This is a genomic window from Nakamurella lactea DSM 19367, assembly GCF_000426645.1.
In the GTDB taxonomy this organism is placed as follows: Bacteria; Actinomycetota; Actinomycetes; order Mycobacteriales; family Nakamurellaceae; genus Nakamurella; species Nakamurella lactea.
Window position 1 is genome coordinate 81,217 of the sequence record NZ_AUFT01000005.1, and the last position, 14,542, is coordinate 95,758.

A 14,542-nucleotide genomic window follows, 5' to 3' on the forward strand; every position below is an offset into this window, starting at 1 on the left:
GGGCCGGGGCGGTCGCAGGGACGTCGCCGCCGTCCTCGGCGGGGGATGACGGAGCGGATCCCGGCGTGCGGTGTTCGGTCACGGGGTGCCTTTCGGTCGGGTCAGCTGATCGATGGCCAACATCGGGATGGGCAGCCAGGCCGGGCGATGGTCGTGCTCGTACCGCACCTCGTAGACCGCCTTGTCCAGCTCGAACGCCCGGAGCAGCACCCCGGCGTTGCGCGGATCGTGCCTGGCGGCCTCCGCGTACCCGTCGCAGAACGCCCGGCGGTTGCGGGCCGACCACTCGCCGGCCCGGAAGGTGTGCTGGGAGTCCTGCACAGATCCGGGCAGCAGGTGATGCGCGGCATAGTCGAACGAGCGCAGCATGCCGGCGATGTCGCGCAGCGTCGAGTGCTGTGCCCTGCGGTAGTCCAGCGGTTTGCTGGGCTCGCCCTCGAAGTCGATCAACGCCCAACCGGTCAGCGTCCGCAGTACCTGGCCAAGGTGCAGGTCGCCGTGGATCCGTTGCAGGGTCAGCGACGCGGCCGACGAGCCGGCCTCGTCGAAGGTGGCCATGATCCGCTCGGTGAAGGGCTGCAGGTCCGGCACCACGGCGATCGTCTCGGTGGCCAGCGTTGCCATCTGCTCGATGGTCCGCCGCAACTCCACCTCGTGCACCGTGGTGGTGCCCAGCTCGTCGGCCAGGTCGCGGTGCACCGCGGCGACCGCGGCGCCGAGCCGGTGCGCCTCGGCGGCGAAGTCGCCACCCACCTCGTCGGCTCGCAGGTCGCCCTCGGCCATCAGATCGCGGACGCTGGCGGTGGCCATCTGCCAACCGTCGGCACTGTTCGCGAAGAACTCGGTGAGAACGCCGAAAGTGGTGCTGACGCCGCCGATCTCACCGGAAAGCTCGCCGAGCAGCCGGGCCGCGTGGGTCGAACCTGCCGTGGCCAGGGCGGCCAGCAACTCGCCGTCCGGGTTACGCCCGGGCGACAGCCGTCGGAAGATCTTCAGGATGGCCGATTCGCCGAAGACCACCGAGGTGTTCGACTGTTCGGCGCTGATCACCAGGCCCGGGGCGCTGACGTCGAGGTCGGCACCCGGCACAGCGGTCGCGTGGACCGCGCCCAGGTCGGAGCCACCGGCCAGCGCGGTCAGCAGCAGAGAGGTCAACGCCGGGTCGTGCAACGCGTCGTAGACGATGACCGCGCCGTCGGCGCCCGGCAATGCCCCGGCGTCGTCGGCGGTCGGCTGGGCCAGCGCGCCGATCTCGCTGTGCGCCAGCCGCTCCGGGAGCTCGGTGCGTCGCCCGAGCCAGACCTGGTAGGTACGCGGGGGGGTACCGATCGTGCCGGGCACCTCGATCAGCAGGTGCTCGAAGACCGCGCCGTCGACCTCGGCGATCCGGCTCCGCGCAGCGATCCGGACCCCGCCGACGAGTTCGTCGCGTCCCGCGAACCAGCGCTGGGCCGGCAGCCAGTCGGTCAGCAGCAGCTCGAGGTGGGTGTCCGGCACCGCGGCAGCGCCGGCGGCTCCGGAAGTCGGTACGGGTTCGGGTCGATCGGCAGTCATGCGTTCAGGACACCTCCGGGTTGTCGGTGATCTGGAACCAGTAGAAACCGTGGCCGGTGAGGGTGAGCAGGTAGGGCAGTTCGCCGATCGGCGGGAACTGTTGCCCGCCGGTCAGTTCCACCGGCAGCCCGCCCTCCCAGCGACGCAGGTCCAGTTCCACCGGCTGCGGGAAGCGCGAGAGGTTGTTCACGCACAGCACCGTGTGGTCCGGATCCTCGGGCCCGGTACCCCGATAGCTCAGCAGATATGCCAGCACCGACGGGTTGGAACCGCCGAGGTCGTTGAACTCGCCGACCGAGAAGGCGGCGAACCGCTTGCGGATCTCGATCATCCGGCGCGTCCAGTGCAACAGCGACGAGGTGGTGTTCATCTGTGCCTCGACGTTCACCGTCTGGTATCCGTAGTTCGGATCCATGATGGCCGGCAGGTAGAGCCGCGCGGGATCACAGCGGGAGAATCCGGCGTTGCGGTCCGGCGACCACTGCATCGGGGTGCGGACGCCGTCCCGGTCGCCCAGCCAGATGTTGTCGCCCATGCCGATCTCGTCGCCGTAGTACAGGCACGGAGACCCGGGCAGCGACAACAACAATGCGGTGAACAGTTCGGTCTGGTCCCGATTGCCCTCCAGCAGCGGCGCGAGCCGTCGGCGGATGCCGATGTTGGCCTTCATCCGAGGGTCCTTGGCGTACTCGGCCCACATGTAGTCGCGGTCCTCGTCGGAGACCATCTCCAGCGTCAGCTCATCGTGGTTGCGCAGGAAGATGCCCCACTGCGACGACGACGGAATGGCCGGGGTCTGGGCCAGGATCTCCGAGATCGGGAACCGGTTCTCCCGCCTGGCAGCCATGAAGATGCGCGGCATCAGCGGGAAGTGGAAGCACATGTGGCACTCGTCGCCGCCGACCGCCGGGTCGCCGAAGTAGGCGACCACATCGGCCGGCCACTGGTTGGCCTCGGCCAGCAGGACGGCATCCGGGAACTCGTCGTCGACCACCTTGCGGCAGCGCCGGAGGAATTCATGGGTCTGCGGCAGGTTCTCACCGTTCGTTCCCTCCCGGACGAACAGGTACGGGACCGCGTCCAGCCGGAAGCCGTCGATGCCCAGCGACAACCAGAATCGCATCACGTCGATCATCGCGTCGCCGACGTCGGGGTTGTCGTAGTTCAGGTCCGGCTGGTGGGAGAAGAACCGGTGCCAGAAGTACTGCTTGCGCAGCGGGTCGAAGGTCCAGTTGCTGGGTTCGGTGTCGACGAAGATCACCCGGGCATCCGGGTAGCCCTCGTCGGAGTCTGCCCACACGTAGTAGTCGCCGTACGGCCCGTCCGGATCGCTGCGCGAGGCCTGGAACCAAGCGTGTTGGTCGGACGTGTGGTTCATCACCAGGTCGGTGATCACCCTGATGCCGCGCTCGTGCGCCGCGTCCAGCAGCGCGACGAAGTCCTCGACCGTGCCGAACTCCGGCAACACCTTGCGGTAGTCGGCGATGTCGTAGCCGCCGTCGCGCAACGGCGAGTCGTAGAACGGCGGCAGCCACAGGCAGTCGACACCCAGCCACTGCAGGTAGTCGAGTTTCTCGATCAGACCGCGCAGGTCGCCGGTCCCGTCACCGCTGGAGTCGTAGAAAGCGCGCACCAGAACCTCGTAGAAGACGGCGCGCTTGTACCACTGCGGCTCGACCGGCATCGGCCGCGCCCGCGGGAAATCGCTGGCGAGGGGTTCGACGACCTCCGCTGACGGTTCCGTCATTCCGGCCTCTCTGGGTTGTGGGTTCACAGGTATGGGGCTCGGACAGCCCCTGGCGGCCGGGTGACGACCGCCCCTAACGCCTTCGGACCGCGAAGACGTGCGCTGCCTTGCTCACCGGGTGCAGACCGACGGTGTTGAACTGCCCCCAGATGTACTCCTGGCCGTCCAGCAGATCGGTGGCCTCGAACTGCTCACCCCACTCCATACCCAGTGCGGGCAGATACAAATCGGTCTGCCCCCAATGGCTGTCCCACGGCTGCAGCGCGACCACCACCAGCACGGTGTCGCCGGTGGCCTGGTCGCGGCGGGAGTAGCAGAGCAGGTTGTCGTTCGAGATCTGGTGGAACCACAGGCCCTTCATCTGCTGCAGCGCCGGGTGCGCGCGGCGGATCCGGTTCAGCGAACTGATCAACGGCTCCAGCGATCGGCCGTCGGCCAGCGCGCCGGCGAAGTCCCGCGGGCGCAGCTGGTACTTCTCCGAGTTCAGGTACTCCTCGCTGCCCTCCCGCACCGCGACGTGCTCGAACAGTTCGTACCCGGAGTACACGCCCCAACTCGGGACCATGGTGGCGGCGAGCACCGCCCGGATGGCGAACATCGGTTCACCGCCGAACTGCAAGGACGCGTGCAGGATGTCCGGGGTGTTGACGAAGAAGTTGGGCCGCATGTAGTCCGAACCCTCGACGAGCTCGACGCCGTACTCGGTGAGCTCGGCCTTGCCGGTCCGCCAGGTGAAGTAGGTGTAGCTCTGGCTGAACCCGACCCTGGCCAACTCGTGCATCATCGCCGGCTTGGTGAATGCCTCGGCCAGGAAGATGGCGTCCGGAGTGTCGGCCCGCACCTTGGCGATCAGCCACTCCCAGAAGTTCAGCGGCTTGGTGTGCGGGTTGTCCACCCGGAAGACCGTCACGCCGTGCGCGATCCAGTACTGGAAGATCTCCAGCACCGCCTGGTACAGCCCGGCCGGGTCGTTGTCGAAGTTGAGCGGGTAGATGTCCTGGTACTTCTTCGGCGGGTTCTCGGCGTAGGCGATGGTGCCATCTGGCCGGGTGGTGAACCATTCGGGGTGTGCCGACACCCACGGGTGATCGGGCGCGCATTGCAACGCGATGTCCAGTGCGACGGCCAGTCCGTGTTCGCCGGCGGCGGCGGCGAAGGCGTCGAAATCGTCGATCGTGCCCAGCTCGGGATGGATCGCGTCGTGCCCGCCGGCCGCCGAGCCGATGGCCCACGGGGAGCCGACGTCGTCGGGTTCGCAGGTGACGGAGTTGTTGCGGCCCTTGCGGTTCACCTCGCCGATCGGGTGTACCGGAGGCAGGTAGACGATGTCGAAGCCCATCGCGGCGACGCGCGGCAGCGCGCCGATCGCGTCCCGCAGGGTGCCGTGCCTGAGCGGCCGGCCCGCCGGGTCGATCTCGCCCCCGATCGATCGCGGGAACAGCTCGTACCAAGAGCCGAACTCCGCCAACGGCCGGTCGACCCAGACCTGCACAGCGGCGGACCTGGTGATCAGTTCGCGGATCGGATCGGCCACCAAGGCCTTCCACAGCTCGGCATCCAGCGCGGGTGCCAGGCGTTCCGGCACGCCCCGGTCGGGATCCCGCAGGGCCGCCGCGGCGGCCCGCAGCCGGCCGGCGTTAGGGTTCCGCGGGCGCCGGGCAATCTTGTCCAGCAGCCGGGCGCCGGTCTCCAGGTCGTTGGCCAGCTCGTCGCCGAGCTGGCCGGCCGCCGCCTTCACCTCGACGGTGTGCCGCCAGGTCGCCAGCGGGTCGCTCCAGGCCTCGACCGTCAGCGACCACATGCCCTGGGAATCGGGGGTGACGGTCGCCGACCACCGGTCGGTACCAGGGGTGCCCGGCGTCATCCGGTTGAGCGGCCCGACTACCGCCCGAGCCTTGCTGCCCTTGGCCGGTACCGGCCGGAAGACCACGTTCGCGGCGACCGCGTCGTGGCCCTCACGGAACACCGTGGCACCGACCTCGAGCGGGCGGCCGACCACTGCCTTCGCCGGGTAGCGACCGCAGGCGACGAGAGGCGTGATGTCGTTCAATCCGATACGTCCGACCACGGCGCCAACGCTACCGTGCCTGGCCTGCCGGCACGCACCGACGAACGTGCCGAGCGCGCCCTCTGATAGAGAGATGTCATGACCGACCGATTTGCCGACCGGGCAGCCGCCGACGACGCCGCCGACCCACTGGCCCACCTGCGTGATCAGTTCCTGCTGCCGGACGGGCTGGTCTACCTGGACGGGAACTCGCTCGGCGCGCTGCCGCGGGCCGTGCCCGGCGTCGTCGCGGATGTCGTCAGCCGGCAATGGGGGACCGAGCTGATCGGGTCATGGACTGACGCCGGTTGGTGGGAGGCGCCCGGCCGGGTCGGCGACGCGATCGCGCCGATCATCGGGGCGGCGCCAGGCACCGTCGTGGTCGCCGACTCGACCTCGGTGAATCTGTTCAAGGCGGTGATCGCGGCCGCCCGGTTGATGACGGACCGACCGGAGCGGAACACCATCGTGGTCGACGATGCGACCTTCCCGACGGACCGGTACATGGTCGACGAGGCCGCCCGGCTGCTCGGCCTGCGGGTACGGGCGGCCGCGCCGGACGATGCCACCGCGTTGGATGACTCGGTCGCGCTGGCCGTCTACTGCCACGTCGACTTCCGCACCGGGGTGCTCTACGACCTGCCGGCAGTGACTGCCCGGGTACACGCGGCCGGCGCGCTGGCCATCTGGGACCTGTGCCACTCGGCCGGGGCGGTGCCGGTCGGGCTCGCCGAGCACGACGTGGACCTGGCCGTCGGCTGCACCTACAAGTACCTCAATGGCGGACCGGGGGCGCCGGCCTTCGTCTACGTCGCGCCGCGGCATCAGGGCGGCATCGATTCGCCGCTTCCGGGCTGGCACTCGCACGCCCAGCCGTTCGAGATGAGCCAGCAGTTCACGCCCGTCGACGGGATCGACCGGATGCGCACCGGGACGCCGCCGCTGCTGTCGCTGTTGGCGATGGAGGCAGCGCTGGCCCCGTGGCAGGACCTGGACATCGCGGACGTCCGGGCCAGATCGCTGCAGCTGACCGGGCTGATGATCGACTTCGTGCACTCCGAGCTCGGCGGCCGGGTCGAGGTCGTCACCCCGGTGGAGCCGGCCGGCCGGGGCTCCCAGGTGAGCCTGCGGCACCCGGACGCCTACCCGATCGTCCGCGCGTTGATCGCTCGAGGCGTGGTCGGCGATTTCCGCGCGCCGGACGTCATCCGGTTGGGCTTCGCCCCGCTGTACGTCAGCCGACAGGACGTGGTGAGCGCCGGCCGGCACCTGCAGCAGGTGCTCGATTCGGGGGAATACCTGGCCCCGGAGTTCGCCGCGCGCAGCACCGTCACCTGACGAGCACCCGGAGGGTGAGGTTCGTCATCGCCCGGGGGATTTCGCCCGCGGTGGGCGGTCGGGGCTTCTGAATCGATCCGGCTCACGGTACCGTGGCCCCGGTGAAGGCACTCCGTCGATTCATCGTCCGCCCCCAGCTACCGGATGCGCTGGCTCCGCTGGGCAACCTGATCCGCAATCTGCGTTGGTCCTGGCACACGCCGAGTCAGGACCTGCTCGCCGATATCGACCCACAGTTGTGGTCCCGCTTCGACGGTGACCCGCTCAAACTGCTCGGCGCGGTATCCAGGGACCGGCTCGAGGAACTGGCGGCCGACGCCGACTTCCTGCGGCGGATGCACGACCTGGACGTCGACCTGCAGGCGTACCTGGACAGCCCCCGCTGGTACCAGCAGGAGCAGGCGACCAGGGGCGCCGAGCAGCTGCCGGCCGGCATCGCCTACTTCTCGATGGAGTTCGGCATCACCGAGGTGCTGCCGAACTACTCCGGCGGCCTCGGGATCCTGGCCGGCGACCACCTGAAATCCGCGTCCGACCTCGGGCTCCCGCTGATCGGGGTCGGCCTGCTGTACCGGCACGGTTACTTCTGGCAGTCGCTGACGGCCGACGGCTGGCAGCAGGAGCACTACCCGACCTACGACCCGCAGGGTCTGCCGATCGAGTTGCTGCGCACCGCTGACGGGCACGAGCTCACGGTGTCCCTGCCGATGCCGGACCAGCGGGTGCTGACCGCGCGGATCTGGCGGGCGGACGTCGGCAGGGTCCCGTTGTTGCTGCTGGACACCGACATCGAGGCGAACGACGACGAGCTGCGGCAGACCACGGACCGACTCTACGGCGGCGACCAGAACCACCGGATCAAGCAGGAACTCTTGCTCGGTGTCGGTGGTGTGCGCGCCGTACGGGCGTATGCCGAGTTGGCCGGGCGGAGCCAGCCCGAGGTGTTCCACATGAACGAGGGACACGCCGGGTTCCTCGGTCTGGAACGGATCAGGACCCTGCGCGACCTGGAGAGCCTCAGCTTCGACGAGGCACTCACCGTTGTCCGTTCGGGCACCGTCTTCACCACCCACACCCCGGTGCCGGCCGGTATCGACCGGTTCCCGATGGAGTTGGTCAGGCATTTCCTGGACGCTGACGAGCACGGCGACAGCCGGCTGCTCCCGGGTCTGCAGGTGGAACAGCTGCTGGCGCTGGGCGCCGAGCAGGATCCGGAACGATTCAACATGGCGCACATGGGATTGCGGCTGGCGCAGCGGGCGAACGGTGTCGCCAAGCTGCACGGCGTGGTGAGCCGGGAGATGTTCGCCGGCCTCTATCCCGGATTCGCCGCGGACGAGGTCCCGATCGGGTCGGTGACCAACGGCGTGCACCTGCCGACCTGGGCGGCCAGGGAGATGTACGACGTGGCCGGCGACATGTCCGGATGGAAGGATCTGGCCTCCGCCGACGAATGGCCCGGCGGCGAGCAGGTGTCCAACGAACGGATCTGGACGCTGCGGAACACGTTGCGGGGCAGGCTGGTCGAGATGGCCAGGGCTACCGCACGCAAGTCCTGGCGGCAGCGCGGTGCCAGCGACGCCGAGCTGGGCTGGACCGATTCGATCCTGGATCCGGAGATCCTGACCATCGGCTTCGCCCGCCGGGTCTCCACCTACAAGCGACTGACCCTGATGTTGCGCGAGCCGGAGAAGTTGAAGAGGCTGCTGCTGGATCCGGAGCGGCCGCTGCAGATGGTGATCGCGGGCAAGGCGCACCCGGCGGACGACGGCGGCAAGCGGTTCATGCAGGAGATGGTGCGGTTCACCGACGACCCGGAGATCCGGCACCGCATCGTCTTCCTCGCCGATTACGACATGGGCATGGCCTCGGTGTTGTGCGCCGGCGCCGATGTCTGGCTGAACAACCCGATCCGGCCGCAGGAGGCCTCCGGCACCTCCGGGATGAAGGCGGCACTCAACGGTGCGCTGAACCTGTCCATCTCCGACGGCTGGTGGGACGAGCTGTACGACGGCCGGGACGGCTGGACCATTCCGAGCGCGAACGTGGCCGACGACGAACGCCGGGACGACCTGGAGGCGGCAGCGCTGTACGAGATGATCGGCACCCGAGTGGTTCCGCTGTTCTACGACCGCGGACAGGACGACCGGCCGGACGGCTGGGTGGAGATGATCCGGCACACCTTGTCCTACCTCGGGCCCCGGGTGCAGGCCACCAGGATGGTCAGGGACTACGTCAACGGGTACTACGGTCCGGCCGCCACGGCGGTCCGGGCACTGACCTCGGACCTGGAGGGCGCCAAGGCTTTCGCTGCCTGGAAGCAGCGGGTGGCGCAGGCCTGGCCGCAGGTCAGGGTGGCGCACGTCGACGCCTCGGGCATCGGGGCGCAGGCATCCTTGGGCAGCGTGCTGCGGCTGCGGGCCTACACCGAACTCGGCGGGCTGACCCCGGACGACGTCCAGGTGCAGGTGGCGACCGGCAGTGTCGATGACGACGAGGTGCTGTCGGACGTCAGCTACACCGAGATGGAATTCGTCGGCAACGGATCCGGGTTCCGCTTCCAGGCCGACGTGCCGCTGCGCCGGGCGGGTTCGATCGGGTACACCGTGCGGGTGATCCCGCGCCATCGGTTGCTGGCCTCGCCGGCCGAGATGGGCCTGGTGGCAACGGCTTCCTGATCCGGACCGGACCGGTCGCGGTCAGCCGCCAGGGCGCACCGCGCGCAGCAACAGCACGGTGCGTCCCGGCACTGTCAGCTCGAGGTCGGCGGACAGCGGACTGCTGTCCGGTGGGGTGCCGTCGGCGGTGCCGGTGTCCAGCATCGGCAGGTAGGCGACGCCGAACTCACCGTCCGGCAGGGCCACCTCGACCGGGTCGACGCCGGCATGCAGCACCAATAGCCAACTGTCGTCGGTGAGCAGCTCGCCGTGCGGACCGTGGCCGGCCACATCGGTGCCGTTGACCCACATCTGCACCGTGCGGCAGTGCGGATCGGCCCAGTCCGCCTCACTCATCCGGCCACCGGATGCGTTGAACCAGGCCAGATCCGGCGCGCTGACGGCGACCGCCGCCGGATCGTCCGCGCCGACATCCGTCGGGCGCCCGCTGAAGAACTCACCCTGGTGCAGGGCCACCGCACCCAGCCGGATGTCCAGTGTCCGCCGGTAGAAGGCCAGCAGGTCGGTCGCCGGCCCCGGTTCGCCGGACGACATCGGCTCCCAGTCGATCCAGCTGATCGGGTTGTCCTGGCAGTAGGCGTTGTTGTTGCCACCCTGGGTACGCCACAGCTCGTCGCCCATCGACAGCATCGGTGTGCCGGTCGACAGCAGCATGGTCGCCGCCATGTTGCGGGCCTGCCGCAGGCGCCGGGAAAGGATCGCCGGATCGTCGGTGTCGCCCTCGACACCGTTGTTGTCCGAACGGTTGTCGGCGGTGCCGTCGGCATTGTTCTCGCCGTTGTCCAGGTTGTGTTTGTCGTTGTACGACACCAGATCCCGCAGAGTGAACCCGTCGTGGGCGGTGACGAAGTTGACCGAGGCCCATGGCCGCCGTCCGTCACCGAAGCGGTCCTGCGACCCGGTCAGCCGATAGGCGAGATCCGAGATCCGACCGGCGCCGCGCCAGAAGTCCCGGACGTCGTCGCGAAAGCGGTCGTTCCACTCGGCCCAGTCCAGGCCGAAGCCGCCGACCGCGTAGCCCTCGCCGGTGGCGTCCCACGGTTCGGCGATCAGCTTCCGGCCGGACAGCAGCGGGTCGGCGGCGATCGCCGTCAGCAGTGCCGACCCGGCGTCGAACGGGCCGCCGTGCGGACGCCCGAGCACCGAGGCGAGATCGAACCGAAACCCGTCGACACCCAGCTCGCCGGCCCAGTAGCGCAGCGAATCGGTGATCATCCTGATCGTCGCGAGCGGCGCGACGTTCACGGTGTTGCCGGTACCGGTCAGGTCGATCCACTCCGGCAGGTAGTAGCCCGCCGGCGACAGCCCGCGCCAGGACAGCGTGATCGGCGCGCTCGGACCGCCCTCACACGTGTGGTTGTAGACGACGTCCAGAACCAGCTCGATCCCGGCCTCGTGCAGTGTCCGCACCATGTCGGCGAACTCCTCGACCTCCCGGCCGCGACCCCTGGCATAACCAGGATGCGGAGCGAAGTAGCTCAGCGTCGAGTAGCCCCAGTAGTTCGTCCGCCCGGTGGCGACCAGCCCGGGTTCGGAGGCGAAGGCCTGCACCGGCAGCAGCTCGAGGGTGGTGACGTGCAGTTGCTTCAGGTGCTCGATCACCGCCGGGTGGGCGACGCCGGCGAAGGTCCCGCGCAATTCGTCAGGGACGGCGGGATGGGTCGCCGTCAACCCGGTCACGTGCGCCTCGTAGATCACCGTGTGCTCCCACGGCACCCGCGGGCCCTCCGGCACCGGCGCTGACCGCGCCGCGACCACGCCCAGCGGCGCAGCACCGAGCGTGTCGATGCCGGCCCCGGACGCCGCCATCAGGTCGTACTCGGTGCTGTCGACCCGGCGGGCATAGGGGTCGAGTAGCAGCTTGCCCGGATCGTGTGCGGCCACCCGGTACCCGTAACGCTGCCCGGCGCCGACTCCGGGGACGAAGGCGTGCCAGGCGCCGTGGGTGAAGTCCCGCATTTCCCATCGCCGTTCCTCACCGGCCGCGTCCACCAGGCACAGCACCACGCCGCTCTCGCCGGCTCCGGCAGCCGACGGTGAACCGTCGGCGACCACCGAGAAGTTGGTGCCGGTGTCGGTCACCGTCGCGCCGAGCGGGAACGGTTGTCCGGGGAATGCGGACAGGCTCGTCGGCGCGACCTGGTGGTTGAGTTGTCGGGACATTGGCTGCATTCTTGCCGATCCGGGCAACGCCCTGACGCAGTCGGGGGGTGCGGCGCGTCCCGGTAGGCCCGGTGACCCGGTCGTACGGAACAATGGCGGCTGTGAGCGCACCCACGGCGACGACGATCCTGCCCGGACCCGATTCGGTGATCCACCTGTTCGACATCACCGTCCGGCGGGGGCCGTCGGTCCTGCTGGATGCGGTGCGCTGGAATGTTGACGCCGATCAGCGCTGGGTGATCCTCGGGCCGAACGGCGCCGGCAAGACCACGTTGTTGCAGATCGCCGCGGCCCAACTGCACCCGACGTCCGGCCGGGCCCATGTGCTGGGCGCCCGGCTGGGAGCGGTGTCGTTGGCCGAGATCCGGCCGCTGATCGGGATCAGCTCGGCCGCCCTGGCGAACCGGGTGCCGCCGATGGAGAAGGTGCTGGACGTCGTCGTGTCGGCCGGTTACGGGGTACTCGGCCGGTGGCGCGAACGCTACGACGAACTGGACTTCGACCGGGCGAACGAGCTGCTGGAGGCAATGGGTGTTGCGCCGCTGGCCGCCCGGCACTACGGCACCCTGTCCGAGGGCGAACGCAAGCGGGTGCTCGCCGCCAGGGCGCTGATGACCGATCCGGAACTGCTGCTGCTGGACGAGCCGGCCGCCGGCCTTGACCTGGGCGGCCGGGAGGATCTGCTGCGCCGGCTGTCCACCCTGGCGGACGATCCGGCAGCGCCGGCCACCGTGCTGGTCACCCATCACGTCGAAGAGATCCCGACCGCCTTCACCCACCTGTTGTTGCTGCGCCAGGGCCGGGTGGTGACGGCCGGACCGATCTCGCAGACCTTGACCGCCGATGCGCTGTCCGAGACGTTCGACATGAAGCTGGACCTGCAGACCAGGGACGGTCGCTACTTCGCCCACGCGAAGAATTCCTGAGAGGACCCACGAATGAGCGAATTGGTGCACCTGGAGAAGGACGGGCCGGTCGGCGTGATCCGGCTGGACCGCCCTCCGGTGAACGCCATCAACCGGGCGATGCACGGTGAGATCCGGCAGGCGGCGACCGCCGCCGACAGCGATCCGCAGATCCGGGCGGTGGTGGTCCGCGGCAGCCTGAAGGCCTTCGCGGCGGGCGCCGACATCAAGGAAATGGCCGACATGGATCCGCAGGACATCGCGGTCTACGGCCGGAGTCTCACGTCCGCCTGCGACGCGGTGGCCAGGATCCGCAAACCGGTGATCGCCGCCGTCACGGGCTACGCGCTCGGCGGCGGGCTCGAGCTGGCGCTGGCCGCCGACTTCCGGGTGGTGGGGGAGTCGGCGAAGCTGGGACTGCCCGAGATCACCCTCGGGGTGATCCCCGGAGCCGGTGGCACCCAACGACTTCCGCGACTGATCGGGGTCACCAAGGCGAAGGAGATGATCTTCTCCGGTCGCCCGGTGGGTGCCGACGCCGCGCTCTCGCTTGGCCTGGCGTCCCGCAAGGTCCCGGACGAAGCCGTGTTCGACGAGGCGCTCAGTTGGGCCGGCCAGTTGGCCGCCGGTCCGACGGTCGCTCTCGGGCTGGCGAAGCAGGCGATCGACGACGGGCTGGACGTCGACCTGGCCGGCGGCCTGCGGATCGAGGGGCTGGCCTTCGCCGCGGTGTTCGGTTCGCAGGACCAGAACATCGGCATGCACAGCTTCATCGACAACGGGCCGGGCAAGGCCGTCTTCACCGGTCGCTGACCCGGGTTCACGGGTCGCGGTGCGGTGATCCCGTTCCGGCCAGGGCCGGATAAGAGCGGTGGAACCGCGCGCCGCGGGCTCCGCGGATCGCAAGGTGGTTATGGCCTATCAGTTCTCGCTCGCCGACGTCGGATACCTGGCCGGCCCGGCCGGCGCCGACGCCCTGAATCTGGCTGCCGCGCTGGCGGTCACCGACGCGACCCTGCTGGCCGACCTGACGGCCGCCCGTCGGTTCGCCGGCGGGCATGCGGCCGCGGTGGTCGAAACCGTCCGGCTGCGCCGGCGCGCGGTCGGCAAGCTGGGGGAGCGGGCGGCGGGCTGGCTGCTGACGGACGAGGCGCTGCAGCAGGCAAGTCCCTGGCCGGTGGCCCGGCATCGGGCGGATCGGCTGGTCGCAGCCGGGGTACACGACGTCACCTGCTCCATCGGCACCGACCTCGCCGCGCTGAACGCCGCCGGCCACAGTCCGCTGCTCGGGTCCGACCTGGACCCGGTCAGGTTGGCCATGGCGGCGTTCAACCTGCCAGGGGTACCGCTGGTCAGGGCCGATGCGCTGGCTCCGGTCTCCCGGAAACTGGTGGTCTACGCCGATCCTGCCCGGCGGTCGGACGGGCGCCGGATCACCTCCGTTTCGACCGTCCCGTCGGTGGCCGAGCTGGATGCCGCCTACCCAGATCGTCCACCGGTGCTGCGGCTGCCGCCGGGCATCGACTACGACGATCTGGACCGACCCGGCGAGGTTGAGATCGTCTCGCTGGACGGGGCCGCGCGAGAGGCAGTGCTCTGGCCCGATGCGTTCGCCGCCGGCGGCGTCCGGCGGCGGGCGTCGGTGTTGGCGAGCGACGGGACCGGTTGGCAGATCACCGATCTGGACGGCGACGGGGATGACGGAACCGCCGCGGGAGCGATCGACGAATGGATCGTTGATCCGGACCCGGCGGTGGTCAGGGCGCACCTGGTCCGCCACTATGCGGCCCGGCACGGGCTGCACCAACTCGACCCGCATCTTGCCTACCTGACCGGAACCGCCCCGCCGGCGGGGACTCGCGCCTTCCGCGTGCTGGACGTCGCGCCGTACGCCGAGAAGACCGTGGCCCAGTGGGTCCGCCGGGACGGCGTCGGAACCTTGGAGATCAAGCAACGCGGCACGCCGGTGATTCCGGACGAGCTGCGCCGCCGACTGCGCAAGGCGATGAGCAAGGACACCAGGACGGCAGCCACCCTGGTGATCGCTCGGATCGGCGACGCCGCAACCGCCTATTGGTGCCGGGCCGATCCACCCGCCGGGGCTGGCTAA

The 14,542-nt window shown here is 69.6% G+C and carries 9 protein-coding genes; 5 read left to right on the forward strand and 4 right to left on the reverse strand.

Annotated elements, in window-relative coordinates; genetic code table 11:
* Positions 1 to 78 precede the first annotated feature (78 nt).
* The 3 genes from K340_RS0103715 to K340_RS0103725 form a co-directional block, all read right to left on the reverse strand.
* Positions 79 to 1,554: a maltokinase N-terminal cap-like domain-containing protein gene (locus K340_RS0103715; protein ID WP_051264996.1), complete on the reverse strand. Its 1,476-nt coding sequence runs from the start codon at positions 1,552 to 1,554 to the stop codon at positions 79 to 81.
* 4 nt (positions 1,555 to 1,558) lie between these two features.
* Complete coding sequence (gene treS, locus K340_RS27275) at positions 1,559 to 3,301, reverse strand: maltose alpha-D-glucosyltransferase (protein ID WP_037362634.1); 1,743 nt, start codon at positions 3,299 to 3,301, stop codon at positions 1,559 to 1,561.
* 73 nt (positions 3,302 to 3,374) lie between these two features.
* Entirely contained in the window at positions 3,375 to 5,369 is a 1,995-nt protein-coding gene (locus K340_RS0103725) for an alpha-1,4-glucan--maltose-1-phosphate maltosyltransferase (RefSeq protein ID WP_029135718.1), read from the reverse strand.
* Between the two features lie 78 nt (positions 5,370 to 5,447).
* Here K340_RS0103725 and kynU point away from each other — a divergent pair, with 78 nt between their 5' ends.
* Together kynU and glgP are read left to right on the forward strand one after the other, a co-directional pair.
* Complete coding sequence (gene kynU, locus K340_RS0103730; protein WP_029135719.1) at positions 5,448 to 6,686, forward strand: kynureninase; 1,239 nt, start codon at positions 5,448 to 5,450, stop codon at positions 6,684 to 6,686.
* A gap of 101 nt (positions 6,687 to 6,787) precedes the next feature.
* The gene (glgP, locus tag K340_RS0103735) at positions 6,788 to 9,364 is read left to right on the forward strand and encodes an alpha-glucan family phosphorylase (protein ID WP_029135720.1); all 2,577 of its coding nucleotides are present in this window, start codon (positions 6,788 to 6,790) and stop codon (positions 9,362 to 9,364) included.
* Between the two features lie 21 nt (positions 9,365 to 9,385).
* Here the strand turns inward: glgP and glgX are convergent, their stop codons facing one another.
* Positions 9,386 to 11,527, reverse strand: coding sequence for a glycogen debranching protein GlgX (glgX, locus tag K340_RS0103740; protein ID WP_029135721.1), 2,142 nt, complete (start codon positions 11,525 to 11,527; stop codon positions 9,386 to 9,388).
* Between the two features lie 92 nt (positions 11,528 to 11,619).
* Between glgX and K340_RS0103745 the strand changes: the two genes are divergently transcribed.
* From K340_RS0103745 to K340_RS0103755, 3 genes are all read left to right on the forward strand, one after another.
* The gene (locus tag K340_RS0103745; protein ID WP_051265001.1) at positions 11,620 to 12,453 is read left to right on the forward strand and encodes an ABC transporter ATP-binding protein; all 834 of its coding nucleotides are present in this window, start codon (positions 11,620 to 11,622) and stop codon (positions 12,451 to 12,453) included.
* 12 nt (positions 12,454 to 12,465) lie between these two features.
* Positions 12,466 to 13,245: an enoyl-CoA hydratase/isomerase family protein gene (locus tag K340_RS0103750; protein ID WP_029135723.1), complete on the forward strand. Its 780-nt coding sequence runs from the start codon at positions 12,466 to 12,468 to the stop codon at positions 13,243 to 13,245.
* A 100-nt stretch (positions 13,246 to 13,345) separates the two neighbouring features.
* Positions 13,346 to 14,542: a THUMP-like domain-containing protein gene (locus K340_RS0103755; protein WP_029135724.1), complete on the forward strand. Its 1,197-nt coding sequence runs from the start codon at positions 13,346 to 13,348 to the stop codon at positions 14,540 to 14,542.

Coding starts and splice junctions, on each gene's coding strand:
- treS (WP_037362634.1), bottom strand. CDS start 3,301: ATGACGGAACCGTCAGCGGAGGTCGTCGAACCCCTCGCCAGCGATTTC.
- K340_RS0103715 (WP_051264996.1), bottom strand. CDS start 1,554: ATGACTGCCGATCGACCCGAACCCGTACCGACTTCCGGAGCCGCCGGC.
- kynU (WP_029135719.1), top strand. CDS start 5,448: ATGACCGACCGATTTGCCGACCGGGCAGCCGCCGACGACGCCGCCGAC.
- K340_RS0103755 (WP_029135724.1), top strand. CDS start 13,346: ATGGCCTATCAGTTCTCGCTCGCCGACGTCGGATACCTGGCCGGCCCG.
- K340_RS0103750 (WP_029135723.1), top strand. CDS start 12,466: ATGAGCGAATTGGTGCACCTGGAGAAGGACGGGCCGGTCGGCGTGATC.
- K340_RS0103745 (WP_051265001.1), top strand. CDS start 11,620: ATGGCGGCTGTGAGCGCACCCACGGCGACGACGATCCTGCCCGGACCC.
- glgX (WP_029135721.1), bottom strand. CDS start 11,527: ATGTCCCGACAACTCAACCACCAGGTCGCGCCGACGAGCCTGTCCGCA.